A 20112-nucleotide genomic window follows, 5' to 3' on the forward strand; every position below is an offset into this window, starting at 1 on the left:
CCGCTCGGCAGCGAAGGAGTTCCCCTGTGAGACGTGGTGCCCGGAGTGGATTGGTGGTGCTGGCCGCGGTACTCGGCCTGGCCGCCAGCAGTTGTGGCAACGGGGTGATCGACAAGAGTACGGACGGCATCCCACCGGCCGAGGCGACCGGGACGTTGCGGGTGCTGATCCCCTCGTTCCCGGCCAGCAACACCGGCCGCGACGAGTTCGCGAAGGTGGTGGCCGACTTCAAGCAGACCTATCCGAAGATGAAGGTCGAGCCGGACTACGCGACGTACGCGAACCTGAACGAGAAGATCTCCACTTCGATCGCGGCCGGCATCCCGTACGACGTGATGGTCACCGGCGTCGGCTGGGTCCAGACGTTCGCGTCGAAGCGGCTCTTCGCCGACCTCGGGCCGTACGGAGTCACCCCCGAAGTGATCCAGGACAAGAGCATCGGCGCGATGGTGCCCGCCGCGACGTACGACGGCAAGCTCTACGCCTACCCGGTGATCGCCGACGCCCGGGCGGTCGCGCTCCGGGTCAGCGCCTTCAAGGAGGCCGGGCTGGATCCGGACAAGCCGCCGAAGAACATGACCGAACTGAAGGCCGCTGCCGAGAAGTTGACCAAGCGGAAGCCCGACGGGACCATCACCCGCTCCGGGTTCGATCTGGCCGCGCCGACCAGCTTCCGCCAGACGTACACGACCCTGCTCGCGTCCACCGGGACGCCGCTGTACGTCGATGGTCAGCCGAACTACAGCAACGCCAAGGGCGTGGAGACGCTGGAGTGGATCAAGTCGATGATCAACAACGTCCAGGTCTATGGTCAGCGCAATGCCGCGCAGCAGCCGCTGGTCTACACCGGTGAGGCAGCGATGGGCATCACCGGCGGTGCCGTCGACTGCTCCGAGAAGGGCATCGGTCAGGCCAACTGTGACGACCTGAGGTTCTTCCGGTTCGACAGCGGCAAAGAGGTGCAGTTCGTCGGCGGCGACCTGGCTTCGATCGGCTCCCGCGCCCGGCACAAGGACGCGGCCTGGGCCTTCATCCAGTCCCTGACCAAGCCGACGGCGGTCGACGCGATGGCCAAGCTGAACAAGAAGATCCCGGCCTACAAAGACGCGGTCAACTCTCCGCAGGCGAAGTCGAACCCGCTCAGCAAGTTCGTCGCCGGCGGTCTCGAACTCGCCATCTACGAAGGCGGTTCGGCGAACTGGCTGGAGATGCGGGGCAACTTCGACACCCAGCTCACCCAGGCGGTCCTCGGTCAGAAGGATCCCGCCAAGACGCTGGCCAACCTGTCAGGACAGTCCCGATGAGCGCCACTCTGGAACAATCCACGCCCGCCATCGCCAGTCCCCGTCGCCCGGCTCCGGCAAAGGACAGCCGCAGACTGATCCGGAGTCAGGTACGAGCCGGCTGGCTGCTGCTCGCGCCCGCGCTGCTGCACTCGGGAATCTTCCTGGTGATCCCGATCATCTTCGCGGTCGCGCTCAGCTTCACCGACTACAGCTTCGGCGACTCTTGGGCCTGGGTCGGTTTCGAGAACTACACGGTCCTCTTCAGCGACGCGAACTTCCGCGCCGCCTTCGTCAACACCGTGATGTACGCCGTCGTGGTGATCCCGGTGTCGATGGCGGTCTCGCTGGCGATCGCCCTCGGCCTGAACCAGAAGATCCGCGGGCTCAGCTTCTTCCGGACCGCCTTCTACGTGCCGACGGTGACCGCCACGGTCGCCATCGCCACCATCTGGCTGTGGATCTACAACCCGGGATCAGGCCTGGCCAACGGCTTCCTCAGCCTCTTCGGCTTCGCACCGAATCAGTGGCTGTCCAACCCTGACACGGCGCTGCCCTCCCTGATGGTAGTCGGCATCTGGCAGGGACTCGGGACGAAGATCATCATCTACCTCGCCGCGCTGCAGGGCGTCTCCCGCGATCTGCTGGAGTCCGCCGCGCTGGACGGCGCGAGCCGCTGGCAGAAGTTCGCCAACGTCACCTGGCCGGCGCTGGGTCCCGTGCAGTTCTTCGTCCTCGTCACCTCGATCGTCGGCACCTTCCAGGTCTTCGACCTCGTCTATGTGATGACGGACGGCGGTCCCGGTACCGAGACGTTGGTGCTGGTGCTCGACATCTACCAGAACGCGTTCCAGGACCTACGACTCGGCTACGCGTCCGCCGAGACCGTGATCTTGATGCTCCTGATCGCGGTCTTCATCGGGCTCGGACGCCTGCTCCAGAAGGCGGATGTCAATGACTAGCGCAACGATGACCGGTCCCATCGTCGGCTCGAAGCCGCCGGGTCTGCGGATCGGCCGGGTCGTGCTGTACGTCGCGCTCAGCATCGGCGCGCTGCTGATGATCACGCCGTTCCTGTGGATGGTGCTGACCGCCTTCAAGAACGATCTGGAGATCGCGAAATTCTCCTGGCTGCCAGGCGAGCTGCGCTGGCGCAACTTCGTCGAGGCGATGCAGACGGCGCCGTTCCTGCGCTACTTCCGCAACAGCCTGTTCATCGCGGTCGGCGAGACGGCGTTCACGCTGGCGGTCTGTACGACGGCCGGCTACGCGCTGGCGAAGTTGCCGATCCGCGGCTCGAAGGCACTGCTCAGCTACTTCATCCTGCTGCTGCTGGTCCCGTTCCAGATCATCCTGGTCCCGCTGTTCCTGATCGTGAAGTCGATCCCGCTGTTCGGCGGCAACAACATCCTCGGCCAGGGCGGTATCGGCTGGCTCAACTCCTGGTGGGGGCTGATCATCCCGCTCGGCGCCGCGCCGCTGTTCACCTTCCTGGCCAGGCAGTTCTATGTGTCCATCCCGAACGAACTGGCCCAGGCGGCCCGGGTCGACGGCCTGAGTGAGTTCGGCATCTTCTGGCGGATCATGACGCCGCTGGTCAAACCAGCCTTGATCACCATCTGCGTGTTCCAGATCGAGGCCGCCTGGAACGCCTTCCTCTGGCCGTTGATGATCACCACGTCGGATGAGTTGCGGCCGCTGCAGTTGGGGCTGGCGATCTTCGCCCAGAACCCGGCCGAGGTCCAGTGGCCCTACCTGATGGCCGGTACGGCGCTCGCGACGCTGCCGATGATCCTGATGTTCATCTTCGCCCAGAAGAGGTTCGTCGAAGGAATGGCGAACGTGGGGATCAAGGGGTAGAAGGTCCCCTCCGCAGGTGCTCACCCCGCCCCGGGTGAGCACCTGCTGGGGCCCCCTCCACATCACCGGCGTTTCCGAAGAACCACCGGAGCGTCCACTTGCCCCCCTCAAGACCAGGACGTCTCAACCTTTTATCGTCACAACCTGAGAGCCGTTACACCTTTCTCTACTATTTCCTCGATTCCCGGCATTTTTCCGCCCGAGCACCCTTTTCGCCGCAATTTCACTACGCGTGGAATCGGCGACATAACTCTCCGTAATCGAATCGGGTTTTCAGGCCGGGTGGGTGTGAACGATGCCGGGGACCAAGACGGCGGGATCGGCGTCGAGGAGAGCCAGGGCGTTGGTGGTGGTGAGGATCGCCAGGCCGTGGAGGTTGGTCCAGAGGGCGATCGTTCTGGTGGGGGCGTCGGACGCGCCGAAATTGTCTAGCACCTCACCTCGGTGTTGGGTTTCGCCTGACCCCCATCGGTGGCTAGTCTTGTGCTGTGACTGCCGGGTCGGCCTTGGGCCATTCATCAGATAGGCACCCGGCTGCGTTCTGAGCGCCGGTGGAGCCGCCAGGGCTCCCCCTCATCTCTGCATTTCCTGTCCTGAGATTCCTTCAGCCGGAAAGCAGAGAGAACCCTGAACGATTTCACCCAGCAGATCATCGAGGAGTTCCGCGCGAACGGCGGCCGCGTCGGCGGTCCGTTCGACGGCGCGCGGTTGCTGCTCCTCACCACCACCGGAGCCCGCTCCGGCAAGCCCCACACGACGGTCCTCGGGTACTACCCCGACACCTCCGACCGCGTCCTGGTCGTCGGCTCCGCCGGCGGCGGCCCCAAGCACCCCGACTGGTACCACAACCTGCTCGCCGACCCTCGCGCCACCGTCGAGGACGGCCTGCAGACGTACGAGGCCAACGCCGTCGTACTACGGGACGCCGAGCGCGACGAGATCTTCGCCCGCCTGGTCGGCGCCGACCCCGGCTGGGGCAAGTACCAGGCGAACACCACCCGGATCATCCCGGTCGTCGCCCTGACCCAGGCGGCGCCGGGCCCGCCGCGACTCACCGGCTCGTTCGCCGACTACCTGGTCCAGATCCACGGCGCCTTCCGCAGCGAACTCGCCCTGATCCGCAAAGAGGTGGTGACCGCCGCCTCCACCGGCGCCACCGCCCCACTGGGCGCCCAACTCCGGATCAACTGCCTCAAGATCTGCCAAGGCCTGCACAACCACCACACCGGCGAATCGATCGGCCTCTTCCCCGCCCTCCTCGACCAACACCCCGAGGCAACCCAGACCATCGAACGCCTCCAGGCCGAACACGCCTCGATCGCCACCCTCCTGGACCACCTCCAAACCCTCCTGACCACCGCACCCCCAGCCCACCTCCTCCCCGACCTGGACCGCCTGACCACGGCCCTGATCGCCCACCTGGACTACGAGGAGAAACAGCTGATCCCGCTACTGGGCGGATAGCCGCTTGCAATTCTTAGGAGTACACTTCTTGTAAGTACAGTCCTAAGAAAAGAGGATCGGGTGGCCAGGTCAGCTGCCAAGCCTGCTCACGTCTTCGGCCGGGACGCCGAGTGGGCCGGGCTCCTCTCGTTCGCGACCCGGCCGCTGCCGCACGCCATGCTCGGTGTGGTCAGCGGCCGGCGGCGGATGGGCAAGACGTATCTGCTGCGCGCCCTCGTCGAACAGCAAGCGGGCTTCTACTTCGCGGCCACCGCTGGAACCGCGGGGGAATCTCTTCGCCAGTTCGGAGCGGCCCTGGCCGCGCATGCGGGGTCGCCGTCACCTTTCTCCTTCGCCAACTGGGACGACGCGATCAGCTATCTGTTCGGCCTGGCGACCTCGGGCCGGCCGCTGCTGGCCGTGATCGACGAGTTCCCGTACCTGTCGAAGACGGCACCGGAGTTGCCCTCACTGATCCAGCGCGAGCTCGACCGCTTCCAGCGCGAGGAGAACTCGATCCGGCTCCTGCTCTGCGGATCCGCGATGTCGGTGATGGGCGGACTGCTCGCCAGTACTGCGCCACTTCGTGGACGGGCGCAACTCGAATTGGTCATCCGGCCCTTCGGCTATCGCGCGTCCGCGGAGTTCTGGGGCGTTCAGGGTGATCCCCCGCTGGCGGCCAGGTTGCATGCCGTGCTCGGTGGCACACCGGCGTACCGGCGGCAGTTTCTCGCCGAGGACGCGCCGGGGAGTCTGGGCGAGTTCGACGAGTGGATCTCGCGAACGGTGCTCTCGCCCTTGAGCCCGCTCTTCCGGGAGGCCCGCTATCTGCTGGCGGAGGAAGCCGATGTCAGGGATCCCGCCCTGTATCACTCGGTTCTCGCTGCCGTCGCCAACGGCAACTCGACTCGGGGCGGTATCGCCAACTACATCGGCCGGAAGGCGGTCGACATCTCCCATCCGCTCAACGTGCTCGAGGACAGTCACCTGCTCGAACACGAGGAGGACCTGTTCCGGTCCGGGCGAGCGCAGTACCGGATCACCGAACCGTTGATCAACTTCTATGAGGCGGTGATGCGGCCGGCCTGGGCGAGGCTGGAGTCCGGGCAGGGGCGCGAGGTGTGGGCGCAGTCGACCGAGCGGTTCTCGTCGCAGGTCGCGGGACCGCACTTCGAGTCGATGTGCCGCGACTTCATGCTCGGCCCCGGGGCGGCGCTCGCCGACGCTCCGCTGGGCAAGGTCGGTCGCGGCGTGGTGTCCGACCCGGTGGGGCGAAAGCAGACCGAGATCGACGTCGCCGTGACCGAAGGTGGCAAGGGTGGGATGAGGGTCGCGCTGCTCGGCGAGGCGAAGTGGGGAGGGACGATGGGAGTCGACCAACTCGACCGGCTGGCCCGTGCTCGTGATGTTCTCGGTGCGCGGGGTCTGGACACGGAGCGCTGCGTCCTGGCCTGCTTCAGTGGTGCGGGATTCACCGATGCACTTCGGGCGGCTCAGTCGGAGCGCGAGGATGTCGTCCTGGTGACTGTCGCGGACATGTACGCCTGACCTTCCGGAGGGGTTCAGATGCAACTCGGTGCGATGCAGGTGGATGCGATCGCTGATGGGACGTTCAGTGTGCATCCGAAGTACTTCGGGGGTGGGGTGGCGGGGGATGCGCGGCCGGAGTTCTTCGGGCGGGACAACCTGGCCTGGTTGCCGATCGGGTGTTTTCTGATTCGGACGGGTGAGCGCACGGTGCTGGTCGACGCGGGGTTGGGGCCGGATCAGGACGAGTTGCCGCACGGGATGCGGCTGGTCGGTGGGCAGTTGTTCGTCGGGCTCGGTGCGCTGGGGGTCGGCGCGGGGGACATCACCGACGTCGTCATCACGCATTTCCACACCGACCATGTGGGCTGGCTCTTCGATCTCGCCGCCGAGCCCGTCTTCCCGAACGCGATGATCTGGTACGGCGCCGCCGACTGGGACTACTTCGTCAACGGGCCAGGCGACATCCGCCCGCACATTCGAGACGGCTTCCTGGCCCATGCCGACCGGCAACACCCACTGACCCACGACACCACGGTCACCGGCGGCATCACCGCAGTACTGACCCCCGGCCACACCCCCGGCCACCTCTGCGTCTCCCTGGAGTCCGGCCCGGCCCAGCTCCTGCTGCTCGGCGATGCCATCACCTGTCCCATCCAACTAGCCGAACCCACTTGGCACTCGTACGGCGACGTAGATCCAACCACCGCCGATCGAACCCGCCAACGCCTCTGGACCCGCCTGGAAACCATCCCTGGCGTAGGCGCCCACTTCCCCGCGCTGAGTGCAGGGCAGGTCTTGCCGCCAAGCCGGTGGATCGCTACTGCCGTCAACGGTGACCAGCTGCAGTGAACGTCACCGAGCCGTGACCTGGCTCGCCCTTCCCTGCCGGGTGACCACGTGTCACATTCGCAGAAGTGACCTGTCCTGGTCACCTTCCTGGGGGGGAAGTTCACGGTACGGGTTCCTGGGGGGATCATGTTCCGTCGGCTGGTCGCGTCGTCCATCGCCATCTTGTTGCTATCGGCAACTTTCGTGCTACCTGCTGCTTCGGTGGTGGGTGCCAATGTCACCGTCACGTCCACCGCCGGCTCCGGCGGTACGGTGACGCTGACCTATCGGGCCACGACGACCCAGGCCGGCTCCGTGCGCGACGTCGTAGTGTCGATCCCGGCCGGCTCGACCGGCAAGATCACCTCGATCAACGGAACTGTCAGCACGATCTCGCCCGGCGTACTGCGCTGGCGGCCGAGCAAGGCTGTGGTCATGGGGGTGGGGGCGCGATTCTCCATCCCGTTCTATGGACTGCGGCTGCCAACTGGCGGACCGTGGAGCCTTACTTTCAAGGCGACCGGTACCACCGGCAGGGTACTGTCCGCGGGCACCGGCACTTTGGTGCCGCCGGCAACGTTCCCGGCGAAGGTGCTGATCCTCGCGAGCAACCCGATACCAGGGCAGATGACGACGCTCTCGTACGCCGGTACGGTCGCGCGGGCCGGCGTCCTGGCCGCCGTCCGGATGCAGCTGCCGGCGGGAGCGTCAGGCGCCGTGACGAGCATCAACGGCACGCTGACGACCTCTGGGGGTTACGCGACCTGGCGGCCACTCGCTCCGATCAGCGTCGGCGCCGGCGCGCGGCTGTCCATCCCGGTCAACGGGCTGGTGTTGTCGAAGTACGGCGGCATCCTGACGCTGGCGATGTCAGCCACGGCCTCGACGGGAGCAAGCTTGATGTCCGGCTCTGCGACCTTGAATCTGATCGCACCCCCGGCCGCCATGCCCGTGGTGCCTGTCGGTGGCCCGCCGAATGTCAGGGTCGGTTGCCCGTCGAACTGGCCGACGACCGGGACGGAGAACGCGGAACCGGGGACTGACGATTGGGTGATCCCGTCCTCGATGAACGGCCCTCTCGCCGCCTACCTGACCCGGTCCTCCGCCACCTGCGGGGACATCGTCGAACTCAAGGTGACATCGGGAGAGCCGGTCAGCATCGTCGCGTACCGGATGGGCTACTACCAGGGCCTCGGTGCTCGGGAGATCTGGCGTCAGGACGCCGTACCGACCGTAGTTCAGCCGGCTCCGACCACGGGCGGCACGGCCGATGGTCACGACCTGCGGATGACGTCCGCCGCGAACTGGACCACGACTGCCGACATCCCGGTGAGTGCCTCCTGGGTTCCAGGCACCTATCTCATCAAGGTCAGTGGTGGCGGGTTCGCGTCGTACGCGCCGCTGACGATCCGCGACGACAGCGGGACGAAGCACGACCTGCTGATCCAGCAGGCGACGGCGACCTGGGAGGCCTACAACAGTTACGGTGGCATTGGCTTCTACAGCGGTGGCGAGGCCGGCGGCTCTGGCCGGCTCACCTTCGACCGCCCGTACGCCGAGGGACAGGGGTCTGGACAGTTTCTCCCACTGGAGCAGGGATTGGTGTTCTGGGCCGAGTCCAAAGGGCTCGACGTCACCTACTGGACCAACCAGGACCTGGACGAGTTCGGTGGCCAGCTGCCTGATCGCGCCGGCACGATCTTCCTGCCCGGACACGACGAGTACTACTCGCTGCCGATGCGGGCGGCCCTGAGCCAGGCGATCGCGAGTGGGGTCAACGTGGCGAACCTGGGTGCCAATACGGCGTACCGGAGGATCACCTTCACCGACGCCAGCAGGCGCTCCTGGGACATCGACCGCTACACGGCCGGCTACAGCTCGACCACCTGGCGGTACCTGGGCGATGGCTATGCGTCACAACCATTGCTCGGCGCCGAATACGTGTGCGCAGTCGTCGGCGACACCCTGACCACCGGGACCAGCTGGGTCTTCGACGGAGTTCCGGCAGGCACGGCGCTGCCCGGATTCGTCGCAGGCGAGATCGATACGGTCCAACCGGGTCTCTACCAGCAGGCGGGACAAACGATCGCCGCGACCTCCACCGGTACCTGCCGGACGAACGGCCGGTCGGCAGCCATGCACGTGACGACGTACACCGCGCCGTCAGGCGCCCGCGTCCTCAACGGCTCCTCCTTCGCCTACGGCTGCTTCCTCATCGCCCGCTGTCCCTCCAACTGGGCCGTGCCCACGCCATCCGCGAGCTCCCAGCAAGCAGTAGGCACGATGGTGGCCAATATCGCCGAATGGGTGAGCCGCGGGGAGATCGCGGTGCCGAACGACACCACGATCGCCCGGGCACGGGCCGCAGTACCGAAGCAGAAACTCGAACCCGGCCTCCAGCCCTGACCCGTACCCCGAGCGTTTCGGATGGGGGAGCGGGGGCACTGACTTTCTGATGACGGCTTCCCAGGATGACGCGAGGACCGTGCTCCGTACGCGGGCTTGGCGGTTGGTGCGTGGGGTGTTGGCTATGGGGGCGTTCGCGTTGCCTGTGGTGGTGCTTGGGTTTGCTGTCCGGCAGCAGTTCGATCCGTTGATTGAGGTCGATCAGACGGCGATCAGGGATGCTACGAGTTTCTCCGTGCGGCATGGACTCGTGTCGGCACTGGAGGCGGTGCAGGTGATCAGCCAGCCGGTTTGCGTGTACGTCGTCGCGGTAGGGGTCGTGAGCTGGGTCTGGCGGGCTAAGAAGCTGAAGGGGCGGGCGCTGTGGGCGCTCGTCACGATGATGGCCGGCTGGGCGATCGGGGCCGGGGCCAAGCTCGTCGTCCAGCGTGAGCGGCCGATCGTCGATGATCCGGTGCCGCATGCCGCGGGGTACTCGTTTCCCTCAGGTCACGTCCTCAACCTCACCTTGGCGGCCGGCGTCATGGTCTTCCTGTTGTGGCCGTTGCTGTCCGTGGCCGCCCGGCGGATCGGGATCGCGGTGGCGACTGTCGCGGTGGTCGCTGTCGGGCTCGACCGGATCTTCATCGGCGCGCATTTCCCGTCCGACGTGGTCGCGGGATCAATCCTCGGCATAGGGATCGTGTTCTCATCATGGATCGGATTCATCGGCAGGACGGCGGCGACCTCCTCACCCGGGCCGTCGCACCCGGCGTAGCCCTCGGTGGTCTCGTCATCGGTTTCGGCTTCGCGCTCAAAGGACCGCTGGAGGGTCTCGCGCACTCCGAGGAGTCGGTCAACAAGGACGTCGCGAACCACCGCACCGGCAGCTGGGACACCATCACGCTCGTCTGGTCGCACATCGGCAACACCGAGAGCGTGATCGGCGTCTGCGTCATCGTCGCCGCCCTCCTGCTGTGGCGCACCCGCGACTGGCGCCTGACCGCCGTACCGGTGATCGCGATCGCCATGCAGGGCCTGGTCTTCCTCATCGCCGCCAGAGTCGTCGACCGCGACCGCCCGCCGGTCCCCAAACTCGACCCGTCACCCCCGACCGCGAGCTACCCGAGCGGCCACGTCGGCGCCTCCACCGGCCTGTACGTAGCCCTGGCGCTCCTGGCCCTGGCCATCCACCGCAGCTGGCTCCGTACCTTGACGATCATCGCCTGCCTGGTCATGCCGCTCCTGGTCGCCTACGCCCGCCTCTACCGCGGAATGCACCACCCCACGGACATCGCCGCCGGCATCCTCAACGGCCTCACCTGCGCCCTACTCGCCTACACCTGGTACCGCCACCGAACTGTCACCTGACGCCGGGGTGACGCTGGTCGGGCGCCGTGGTGAGGATCACGAGTTGCTGGGTCGCGCGGGTCATCGCGACGTACCGGTCGACAGCTCCTTCGATGCCCTCGCCGAAGGTGTCCGGATCGATGAGTACGACCAGGTCGAACTCGAGTCCCTTCGACAGCACGGGCGTCAGCGACCGTACGCGGGAGGTCTCCTGGAAGACGCCGCGGTCGGTGCTGATCACGCAGCCGATCCCTTCCGCGTGCTCGGCAAGCCACGCGCCGACGATCGAGTCCAGCTGGTCGGCGGAGCCGTGGACGACGGGGATGCCGCTGCTGCGGATCGAGGTCGGCACATTGGCGTCCGGGAGCGCGGCCCGGATGACCGGCTCGGCCTCGGCCATCACCTCTTCCGGGGTGCGGTAGTTGATGCTCAGGGATGCCAGCTTGACCCGGTCGAGTCCGACCCGCTCGAGCCGCTCCTGCCACGACTCGGTGAATCCGTGCCTGGCCTGGGCTCGATCTCCGACGATGGTGAAACTCCGCGACGGGCAGCGGAGCAACAGCATCTGCCACTCGGCGTCGGTCAGTTCCTGGGCCTCGTCCACGACGATGTGCGCGAACGGGCCGGCCAGCAGATCCGGATCCGCGGTGGGCAGCGCGGTCGTATCGACCAGGGCGTTCTGGAGGTCGCTGCTGCGCAGCATCGGTACCCAGCCCTCGTTGTCGTCGTCGGCCGCGATGATGTTGTCGATGACCGAGGACATCCGCTCGCGTTCCACCGCGGCTGCGGCCTTCTGCCGGCGCTTCCGCCGGGAGGCCTCGGGATCGCCCAGACGCTGTCGCGCCGCGTCCAGGAGGGGCAGGTCGGACGTGGTCCAGGCCTGGATGTCCTTACGCTGCAGCAATTTGACCTCGTCGGGGCTGAGCCAGGGAGCACACATCCGCAGATAGGCGGGCACGGACCAGAGGTCGCCGACGAGATCGGTCGGTTCGATCAGCGGCCAAGCCTTGCTGAAGGCATCGACCAGATCCTCGTTCTGCTCAAGGGATCTACGCACCAGGTCGATCGAGAGGTCCTCGTCGTCGTACGCCTCTTCGTGCTTGTCCAGCAGGATCGTGAGCAGCTCCTCCCAGACCTGGTCGCGCGCCTCGTTGTGCGGAGTACTGGGGTCCGCCGAGCCGAACGCCTCGGCCCAATCGGCCACGCTGAGCCGGATGTCGGACCAGTGGGTCTCGACCGTCATCGGTTTGGTGGGCGGCTCCTCGTACAGCCGAACGGCCGGTTCGATCGCCTTCACCATCTCCGCGGTCGACTTCAGCCGTGCCACCTCCGGGTCGAGCTCGTCCGGGGCTGTGGGTCCCTCGGGGAGGAGGTCCCGCAGGGTGCAGGTCTGCACGCCTTCCTCGCCGAGGCTGGGGAGGACGTCGGAAACGTAGGCCAGGTAGGGCTGGTGCGGGCCGATGAACAGTACGCCGCCACGACTGTGGCCGAGGCGCGGATCGGAGTACAGGAGATACGCCGTACGGTGCAACGCGACGACCGTCTTGCCGGTACCCGGACCGCCGTCGACGACGAGGGCGCCACGCGAGCCGGCCCGGATGATCTCGTCCTGGTCGGCCTGGATCGTACCGAGCACGTCTCGCATCCGTGGCGATCGGTTGCTGCCGAGGCTGGCGATGAACGCGGACTGGTCATCGAGCGCCGCCGCGTGGCCCTCGAAGCCGCCCTCGGTGAACACCTCGTCCCAGTAGTCGCTGATCCGGCCGCGGGTCCAGCGATACCGGCGACGGCTGGCCAGGCCCATCGGGTTGGCGTGGGTCGCCCCGAAGAACGGCTCAGCTGCGGGGGAACGCCAGTCGATCAGCAGGCGTTGCCCCTCGCTGTCGGTGAGGCCGAGCCTTCCGACGTACACGGGCTGGTTGTCCTCGGCGTTGACCATGTGCCCGAGGCAGAGGTCGAGCCCGAAGCGTTTGAGTGTGCGCAGGCGTCCGGTCAGCCGGTGCACCTCCAGGTCGCGATCAAGCGCCTCCTGGCCTTCACCGCCAGGCGCCTTCCGCGCTTCGTCGAGCCGCTCGGACAGGTCGGCGACCGACTGCGCGAGGCTGGTCTCGATCGCCGCGAAGTGCTGCTCGTCGCCGCCGATCAGAGTCGGGTCGGCCTTGGCACTGAGATTGCCAGGCAGCTCGAATGCGCTGGTGGTCAGAGGTTGTTCCATCTAGTCGGCCACTCCCCAGTTCCGTAGATTTTGGCTACGGGGAGTGATTCTGAGGCATGACGGGGGCCTTGCGGCAAGCCCACCCTTACGCTATAAATTAGACACGGCAGGGAGAACTTCTACTCCTTGCCTTTTTTGTTGCCTTCAGCCAACGTTCTGTTGTGGGCATGTGTGCTGGTGCGTCCGTGACTCGTCCCTGCCATCCCTCAGGAGCCGTCACATGTACGCACCCAAGCACCCCGGACCGCGCGTCGGATCTGCCACCGTTTACCTGATCGTCGGCCTTCCCGGCGCAGGGAAAACAACTCGCGCGAAGGAACTGGAGACCAGCGCGTCAGCCCTACGGCTAACGCCGGACGAGTGGCAGATCGCGCTGTTCGGCGAACGAAACCCATCAGACAAGCGTGACCTCGTCGAAGGCAAGCTGGTTCAGCTCGGCATGCGGGCCGCGGAGCTGGGCACCAATGTCGTCTTCGACTTCGGATTCTGGGGCAAGGACGAACGATCCGCGCTCCGCTGGATCGCCGGCACCGTCGGCGCGCGTAGCCAAGTCGTCTACCTGCCGATAGACCACGAGGAGCAACGCAGGCGTGTCACCAATCGGTTCGCAACTACGCCCGCTCAAACGTGGCACATGAGCGACGGTGAACTCGAGCAGTGGCGGGCTCAGTTCCAAGCGCCGGACGACGAAGAACTGCTGGGCTCTCAGATTCCACCCGTCCCACCAGAGCACACGACCTGGTCGGAGTGGGCCTCGCAGCGCTGGCCATCCTTACCCGACCAGTACGCCCCGACCGCCGCCATTTCCCGCAACTCAACCGAACCATGACCCAACACGATCCTTCGAACCACCGTACGGCGCAGGGACATCGGGCACCCCTGGCATCGAGACGGGGAACCTTGAACGCGGTACCGTCCTGATCTCGCGTTATTCAGGGCGTGATCAGAAGGTGAGATTGATCAATGACCGCTGCGTCGGCCGACGTCGTCTGCATTTTGTGTGGTGCCGGTGGGCCTTTCCGGCCGCGGGGCGCAAAGGATGGCTATGGCATCGAGGAGTGTCCGGGGTGTGGCTTGGTGCAACTGGTGCCGACACCCACTCCGGAGACGCTGCGTGCGCTCTACGAGGAAGAGTCGTACTTCGGCGGCGAAGGTTCCGGCTATTCGCAGTACGAGAGTCAGGAACAGGAATACCTGGCGACCTTCCGTGAGGATGTCCGCCGGATCGGTGAATTCGTGCCGACCGGCCGGATCCTCGAGGTCGGTTGCGGCTACGGGTACTTCCTGAAGGCCGCCCTCGACGCTGGGTACGACGCGTACGGCGTAGATCTGTCGCCCTCGGCGGTCAAGTTTGCCGACGAGCGTTACCCCGGTCGGGTGTTTTGTGGGTTCGTCGAGGAGGTGCCCGAGATCCAGGGCGAGAAGTACGACGTCATCTTCGCCTCACACCTGATCGAGCACGTCACCGATCCGGCTGCATTCCTCCGTAGTGCGAGCCAGTTGCTCACCCCGGGTGGTCTGGTGGTGATGGTGACGCCAAACATCAGGAGTCTGCTGTCGCGCGTCTCCGGCTCCCGCTGGGTGTCGTTCAAGATCCCCGAACACGTGAGCTACTACGACCCGAAGACGATGACCGAGTTGCTCCGGCGAACCGCGTTCCAGGTGACCGCGATCGACAGCGCTTACCAGTACTACGCGCTGCCGTTCGTCACGTCTCGGGTGCGCGAACTCCTGCACCCGGCATCCCGGCTGATACCGCCCTTCGAGCGGACCCGCCTCTTCCGCGACCGCCGGATCCGTGTCACCAGCGGTTCGATGCGAGTCATCGCTGCGCTGAAGTAGACCGGCCGGACCCGCCGCTGGCGCCGCTCGTCCGGTTCTACTTCTGGCTCAGCTGTGGACAAGCGGTTGTCCGAGTGGAAGTGCCTTACCGCCTGTCGCCTGCGAGGACGAACTGAAGAACAGGTAGACACCCACCGCGGCGAAGATGAAGACCACCACGCCGCCGACCTTCAGCGTGCCGGCTGATTGCTGCAGCGTGCCGACCAAGACCAGCACCAAGGCAATTTCGATGAGCGCGAAGAGCACCGTGTAGGCGATCGGCAGCCGGAGCGTGGCCAGCGTCAGCATCCCGATCACCACCAGCCACGAGATCAGGAACAGCCCCTGCGTATCGACGGCGTCCGCAGCGACAATGGCGAACCAGTTGTGCGTCAGGCCCAGTACGAGCATCCCGTAGCTCAACCAGAACCCGGCGAAGATACCGAAAACCCCGGCTACCGCACTCTGTCCGATAGCGGCCGACCAGATGGCCGCGATCACCAGCCCCAGCCCCGTGGCCGCGACGATCACGGGCAGCGAAGCCCCAACGGCCGCCGCAGGCACGTACCCGACAAGAACAAGCCCAAGCGCAACCGATCCCACGATAAAACTGGGCAGACCAATCAGGGACGGATCTCCGGTCACCGCTGGCACCGCAGCCTCAGCGGAATGCTGGGCACGTACCTCTTGTGTGCTTTGAACCTCGGCATCGACAGCGGCCATGGCAAGCTCCTTTCAGGCACATCCTGGACTGTGAAACTTATGGCGCCGCGCCCCCGCCAACTGTCTCGTTTTGAGACACCACTCGCCCCGGCACCCACACAATGCTGTACAGGAGCGCATGCCCGTCTCTGGCTCCCGCCGCCTGATCGCCGCGGGTTACGTCCCAAGGGCACAGCTCACGGGCCGTTGAGACTGGCGTTGAGACCAAGCAGGTCCGGGGCGGCTTTGTCGTTCCTCTCAGAGGGTGAAACCGCGCTTGAACTGCGGCTTCTTGCCGCTCGGAGAGTGGCGGAGGATACGAGATTCGAACTCGTGAGGGGCTGCCCCCAACACCCCTTCCAAGTCCTCGCAGCTGGAGCGGTACGGGCGGAGTACGGGCAGTGGCGTGTAAGGGCTAGTCACCACAATGCATCGAGGGCATCTCCGGGGGCATCGGTCTTCGGTGCCTTCCTGATCAGCCAACGCCTTGCGCAGGGACGCACAGCGAACTGCGCAATGCATTGGCCCGCACGCTCGCTCAAGTATCAAGGAATCGACATGACCTCGCTCAACCGCCGTCAATTCAACCGTGCGCTCCTCGCCGTCCCCGCCGCCGCTCTGGTCGGCACGGGCCTTGACGCACTCGCCCCAGCAGCGGCCTCGGCCGCCCCCGCCGACTGGAACGCGCATCTTCTTGCGGGCCAGGCGAACGGCCACCTCATGCACCAGACGCGAGCTGGAGACGGCACCTGGAAGCCGAGCTGGGAGGAAGTCGGCATTCCTGCCGTCTCGGTCTACCGCGTCTCCTGCGTCGGTATGTCCAATGACCTCCACGTGGTCGCAGCGCTCAACAGCGGGGCTCCGAGCCACGGCGTCCGGAACCGCTCCGACGGTTCCTGGACGGCGTTCAGCCCCATCCCCTCGCAATCGGGCCCCACCCCGGGCGCGCCCCACGTCGCGGTAACTTCCCTCGGAAGCTCCGCCGGAAGCAAGCTGCACGTCTTCGGCGCTTCCGAACGTGGCAATGCCCTGTACTACACCGGCCGCAACGCAGACGGGAGCTGGCATCCCCGTTGGGTGAATCTCCGAACCTTCGGGAGCATCATCAATCATGTCGCCACCACCCGAGTCGGCACGACGATCGATACCGCGGTCGTCACAGATGGCAAACTTTTCCACGCCATTCGAGCCTCGGATGGGACATGGAGCAACTGGGGCAACATCGAGAGCGTGGCCGGTGAGATCGCCAACGACGTCCTCCACGTGGCCTTGGCCGGGATCGGCTCGCAGCTCCACGTCGTAGCTCTGAGCGGTTCCAGCGACGTCTACCACGCCATCCGTAGAGCGGATGGATCCTGGCAGCGGTTCAAGAAGGTGACCGCTTTCTCCAATTACTCGCCTTTCTTCGTCAGCGCAGCCAACGTCGGCGCCGAACTGCAGGTCGCGATCATCGACTTCACCGCAAACGCCAGCCAGATCATCAGGCACAACATCCGCCGCTCCGACGGTTCGTGGACGCCGGTCAAGACCGTCCGCGCCACCGGTCTGACCAACGACCCGGGAGTCCTGGCATTGACCGGCACCCTCTAGTCCCAGGGCTCAGCAAGACTCGGCAAGACCCAAAGCTCGGCTTTCCAAGACCGAAATTCGAAGTTCGCGGTCGATCGGCGGGAGTCTTCTGAGGCTGACTTGCGCGGATGATGGACGGTCGCGAACGGTCCTGAACCGTGGCGATTGAGACCCTCATTGAGACCCCTACGAGCGCGCCCCGCAACGGGGCCGTCCGGCACCGGTCGACGAACTGGCGCCCGACCGTCGGTGAGCATGGCGACATGGCAGGTGTTTGCCACAGCCCTGATCAGTGGTCGTTGTAGAAGCACTTCTTGGTGTCGAGAGCGATGATCACGATGTTGGCGCCGTTGCGGTCGACGATGCCCGCGTACATGCACACGTGGGAGCCTTCCTTGAGGTCCAGGTTGCAGACCCCGGCGTGCCCCTGGCCGTACGGGTTGTAGCACGCGCCGGTGCGACCGTAGCCGGTCTCGAAGTACGCCACAGCCGAGGAGCTGTCCTCATGCTGGTCCACGACGAAGAAGTTGTCGCCGTACTTCTGGAAGCACACGTACGCCTGGAAGTTCCCGGTGCACACGTCGTTCTGGATGATGCTGACCTCGGTCGCCCGGAACATCGGCGGATTGTTGATCGTGGCGGCGGAGGCGACGGCCGGGCTGACCAGCAGCAACACGAGCGCGATGAAGAGCGCGGCGGACGCGCCGAGCGGCCGGCGGATGGAGTGTCGGTTCATGATGTCGATCCTCACTGTGGGCGGGGACAGCAGCTTGCCATCCCGCCCCCGCCGCGGCCAGACGTGCACGCCTACCGGCGGCGGGCGTTGCCAGGATGCGGAAGAAGACCCCGAGGACGGCACCGGAGGTGCATTGATGTCGGCCTGAGAAAGGCCATTGTGACCCTCGGCAAAAAGGTGGGCCGGTCGCAGTTGCGACCGGCCCACCTTGTGTTTGTCCCTCTGAGTGCCGGTACTGGGCTCTGACCAGCGGAAACACTGGTCAATCGGTCACTCGGAGAGTGGCGGAGGATACGAGATTCGAACTCGTGAGGGGTTGCCCCCAACACGCTTTCCAATCCCTCGATTCGGCGTTCAGGGAGGTCTTTCAAGAGTCGCGGGAGCGGGGGACCACAGGCCTGAGATCCTCCCCGAACGTCCCCGAACGTGGGCGGATGAGACTAGTTTTGAGACTGCGCACGATGGTTCCTAGCCGCCGTCAGAGCGGCTCTCGGGGGGCCGCAAGCCTTCCCGGTGTTCCACCGCCGGGGCGTGTAAACGGCTTGTCAGATTATTCAGACAGCGGGCGGCCGTCAGCGCCCCGTCCCCGGCGCGCTGACGTACGGGTTGTCTCGGCCGCCGCTGTGCACACAGCGCAGGTTGCCGGCCGAGTTTGTGTAGACGCACACCGTCAGGCCTGCTCGCGCCACGGTCAAGCTGGTCTTGTGGGTGACAGTCCCGAAGTTCGTGCCGTCGGGGCCGCAGCCGTTGGTGTCCGCTTTCGCGGCGGCCCAAGTCCTGCGGACTCCGTCGGTCCCCCACGTCGTCACGTAGGCCCGCACCGGACGGCCGTCACTGGGACAAATGTCGCGCACCGTGAAGTTGCGAAAGATGACGGTTTTCTGCCCGACGAAGTCGAGATTCGCCGTGGCGAGCCCACCACTGATGGAGGTCCAACTCGGGTAGCGCACGCGAACTGAGTCCGGTCCGTCGGCTGCTTGCGCAGGACTTGCGATCAACAGTCCGCCCAGCACCGCCACGACTCCTACCGCTGCCCTCAGAATGCTTGCCTTCATCGATACCCTCCAAGGAGATGTCCCCCGAGCAGGCTTGTGCCCGCCCGCTGAATGCGTCCCGAACGGTAGGCGTTGTCGCTGACATCTCTCTGCCCGTACCGCACCCGTACCGCGCGCGGGGCCTTGTCTTACCCGTCATGCGGGGACCAGCTCGGCCTCCCAGTCGCGGCGCCACCGGCGGCCGAGGGAGGCGTCTCAGGACTCAGGGACCAGCATTGTGCGCGGAGGCAGCGGTCCAGCTGGCTCCGCGCCTTGCCCGGCCGGGCGCATCTGACCGGGGGCTTAGGCGAGGCGCAAGCGGTTCTCAGGGCTCCGCGCGTACGCCTCGCCGGTCTTAGACCTTCTCCAGCTCGGCGCGGAGCTGCAGGGGTCAAAGTACCGGCCTGAGCGAGCCTGTTGAGACTGCCGTTGAGACTACGAACGAGAACGACCCGGTCGCTGATGCGGCCGGGTCGTTCTCACTTCATTCTCTCTGCGCGGCCGAATGTTGCTCTGACCAGGTGGAAAGCTGGTCGGTCGGCCGCTCGGAGTGGCGGAGGATACGAGATTCGAACTCGTGAGGGGTTGCCCCCAACACGCTTTCCAAGCGTGCGCCCTAGGCCACTAGGCGAATCCTCCAGGCGCGAGAATACGCGAGGAGGGGGTGGGGATGAAAATCGGGGGTGGGGAGGGTGGGCGCGAGCCTAGGGTTGGGGGATGGAGAGCGTGCCTGATCCGGGGGTTGTGTATCCGATGGTGGGGGTTGAGCGGGTGGTGCTGCTCAAGGGGGTGGTGGAGTCGCCGCTGGTGGAGGTGGGGGACTACTCGTACTACGACGATCCGGTGGAGCCCGAGCGGTTTCTCGAGAAGAACGTGCTCTACCACTACGGGCCCGAGCTGCTGCGGATCGGGAAGTACTGTGCGTTGGCCGAGGGGACGACCTTCGTGATGAACGGGGCCAACCACCGGATGGACGGGCCGTCGACGTTCCCGTTTCCGATCATGGGTGGGGCCTGGGCGGAGCATTTCGGGCTGATCACCGGGTTGCCCGGGCGGGGGGACACGGTCGTCGGGAACGACGTGTGGTTCGGGTACGGCGCGACGGTGATGCCTGGGGTGCGGATCGGCGACGGGGCGATCATCGCGGCCAAGGCGGTGGTGGTCGACGACGTACCGGCGTACGGGATCGTCGGCGGCAACCCGGCCAAGCTGATCCGGAAGCGCTTCCCCGACGAGGAGATCGCCCGGTTGCTACAGGTCGCCTGGTGGGACTGGCCGGCTGAGAAGGTGACCAGGCACCTCCCCGCCATCATGGCCGGCACCGTCGCCGACCTGGAGACCGCCGAGTAGAGGTAT

The 20112-nt window shown here is 66.0% G+C and carries 18 protein-coding genes and 1 tRNA gene; 13 read left to right on the forward strand and 6 right to left on the reverse strand.

The window, feature by feature from the left end; translation table 11 throughout:
- The first annotated feature begins 26 nt into the window (after positions 1 to 26).
- The 3 genes from G3I17_RS27795 to G3I17_RS27805 are packed head-to-tail and all read left to right on the forward strand — an operon-like array spanning position 27 to position 3143.
- Entirely contained in the window at positions 27 to 1304 is a 1278-nt protein-coding gene (locus tag G3I17_RS27795; protein ID WP_203590837.1) for an extracellular solute-binding protein, read from the forward strand.
- Positions 1301 to 2245 (forward strand): sugar ABC transporter permease, encoded by a 945-nt coding sequence (locus tag G3I17_RS27800; protein WP_164600562.1) that lies wholly within the window; start codon positions 1301 to 1303, stop codon positions 2243 to 2245. The genes G3I17_RS27795 and G3I17_RS27800 overlap by 4 nt, the downstream gene beginning before the upstream one ends.
- Positions 2238 to 3143, forward strand: coding sequence for a carbohydrate ABC transporter permease (locus tag G3I17_RS27805; protein WP_239062963.1), 906 nt, complete (start codon positions 2238 to 2240; stop codon positions 3141 to 3143). The genes G3I17_RS27800 and G3I17_RS27805 overlap by 8 nt, the downstream gene beginning before the upstream one ends.
- A gap of 273 nt (positions 3144 to 3416) precedes the next feature.
- Here the strand turns inward: G3I17_RS27805 and G3I17_RS27810 are convergent, their stop codons facing one another.
- Positions 3417 to 3578, reverse strand: a complete 162-nt coding sequence (locus tag G3I17_RS27810; protein WP_164600563.1) for a hypothetical protein — start codon at positions 3576 to 3578, stop codon at positions 3417 to 3419.
- 192 nt (positions 3579 to 3770) lie between these two features.
- On the opposite strand from G3I17_RS27810, the gene G3I17_RS27815 reads away from it, so the two are divergent.
- From G3I17_RS27815 to G3I17_RS27840, 6 genes are all read left to right on the forward strand, one after another.
- Positions 3771 to 4607 carry a nitroreductase/quinone reductase family protein gene (locus tag G3I17_RS27815; protein WP_164600647.1) on the forward strand — a complete coding sequence of 279 codons (837 nt, stop codon included), beginning with the start codon at positions 3771 to 3773 and terminating at the stop codon, positions 4605 to 4607.
- Between the two features lie 60 nt (positions 4608 to 4667).
- Positions 4668 to 6134: an ATP-binding protein gene (locus G3I17_RS27820; RefSeq protein ID WP_164600564.1), complete on the forward strand. Its 1467-nt coding sequence runs from the start codon at positions 4668 to 4670 to the stop codon at positions 6132 to 6134.
- Positions 6135 to 6152: 18 nt separating this feature from the next.
- Positions 6153 to 6965: an MBL fold metallo-hydrolase gene (locus G3I17_RS27825; protein WP_164600565.1), complete on the forward strand. Its 813-nt coding sequence runs from the start codon at positions 6153 to 6155 to the stop codon at positions 6963 to 6965.
- A gap of 126 nt (positions 6966 to 7091) precedes the next feature.
- Positions 7092 to 9350 (forward strand): N,N-dimethylformamidase beta subunit family domain-containing protein, encoded by a 2259-nt coding sequence (locus G3I17_RS27830; RefSeq protein ID WP_164600566.1) that lies wholly within the window; start codon positions 7092 to 7094, stop codon positions 9348 to 9350.
- Between the two features lie 124 nt (positions 9351 to 9474).
- The gene (locus G3I17_RS27835; RefSeq protein ID WP_164600567.1) at positions 9475 to 10107 is read left to right on the forward strand and encodes a phosphatase PAP2 family protein; all 633 of its coding nucleotides are present in this window, start codon (positions 9475 to 9477) and stop codon (positions 10105 to 10107) included.
- The gene (locus tag G3I17_RS27840; RefSeq protein ID WP_164600568.1) at positions 10044 to 10700 is read left to right on the forward strand and encodes a phosphatase PAP2 family protein; all 657 of its coding nucleotides are present in this window, start codon (positions 10044 to 10046) and stop codon (positions 10698 to 10700) included. The genes G3I17_RS27835 and G3I17_RS27840 overlap by 64 nt, the downstream gene beginning before the upstream one ends.
- On the opposite strand, the gene helR is transcribed toward G3I17_RS27840, so the two are convergent.
- Positions 10693 to 12894 (reverse strand): RNA polymerase recycling motor ATPase HelR, encoded by a 2202-nt coding sequence (gene helR / locus G3I17_RS27845; protein ID WP_164600569.1) that lies wholly within the window; start codon positions 12892 to 12894, stop codon positions 10693 to 10695. The two genes, G3I17_RS27840 and helR, sit on opposite strands and share 8 nt — an antisense overlap.
- Positions 12895 to 13114: 220 nt before the next feature.
- Between helR and G3I17_RS27850 the strand changes: the two genes are divergently transcribed.
- Both G3I17_RS27850 and G3I17_RS27855 read left to right on the forward strand, forming a co-directional pair.
- A complete protein-coding gene (locus G3I17_RS27850) occupies positions 13115 to 13723 on the forward strand; it encodes an ATP-binding protein (protein WP_164600570.1) in 609 nt (202 codons plus the stop codon).
- A 257-nt stretch (positions 13724 to 13980) separates the two neighbouring features.
- Complete coding sequence (locus G3I17_RS27855; RefSeq protein WP_164600571.1) at positions 13981 to 14736, forward strand: class I SAM-dependent methyltransferase; 756 nt, start codon at positions 13981 to 13983, stop codon at positions 14734 to 14736.
- 48 nt (positions 14737 to 14784) lie between these two features.
- On the opposite strand, the gene G3I17_RS27860 is transcribed toward G3I17_RS27855, so the two are convergent.
- Positions 14785 to 15438: a GPR1/FUN34/YaaH family transporter gene (locus tag G3I17_RS27860; protein WP_164600572.1), complete on the reverse strand. Its 654-nt coding sequence runs from the start codon at positions 15436 to 15438 to the stop codon at positions 14785 to 14787.
- Positions 15439 to 15975: 537 nt separating this feature from the next.
- Here G3I17_RS27860 and G3I17_RS27865 point away from each other — a divergent pair.
- Entirely contained in the window at positions 15976 to 17007 is a 1032-nt protein-coding gene (locus G3I17_RS27865; protein WP_164600573.1) for a hypothetical protein, read from the forward strand.
- Positions 17008 to 17275: 268 nt separating this feature from the next.
- Here G3I17_RS27865 and G3I17_RS27870 read toward each other — a convergent pair whose 3' ends face one another.
- From G3I17_RS27870 to G3I17_RS27880, 3 genes are all read right to left on the reverse strand, one after another.
- A complete protein-coding gene (locus G3I17_RS27870; RefSeq protein WP_164600574.1) occupies positions 17276 to 17722 on the reverse strand; it encodes a hypothetical protein in 447 nt (148 codons plus the stop codon).
- Positions 17723 to 18294: 572 nt separating this feature from the next.
- A complete protein-coding gene (locus G3I17_RS27875) occupies positions 18295 to 18777 on the reverse strand; it encodes a hypothetical protein (RefSeq protein ID WP_164600575.1) in 483 nt (160 codons plus the stop codon).
- Between the two features lie 530 nt (positions 18778 to 19307).
- Positions 19308 to 19395: transfer RNA gene (locus G3I17_RS27880), tRNA-Ser, on the reverse strand.
- Positions 19396 to 19473: 78 nt separating this feature from the next.
- On the opposite strand from G3I17_RS27880, the gene G3I17_RS27885 reads away from it, so the two are divergent.
- On the forward strand, positions 19474 to 20106 hold the full coding sequence (locus tag G3I17_RS27885) for a CatB-related O-acetyltransferase (RefSeq protein ID WP_164600576.1): 633 nt from the start codon (positions 19474 to 19476) through the stop codon (positions 20104 to 20106).
- The last annotated feature ends 6 nt before the right edge of the window (positions 20107 to 20112 follow it).

Origin of the sequence: Streptomyces sp. SID13031 (assembly GCF_010548305.1) — a bacterium.
Lineage (GTDB): Bacteria > Actinomycetota > Actinomycetes > Propionibacteriales > Kribbellaceae > Kribbella.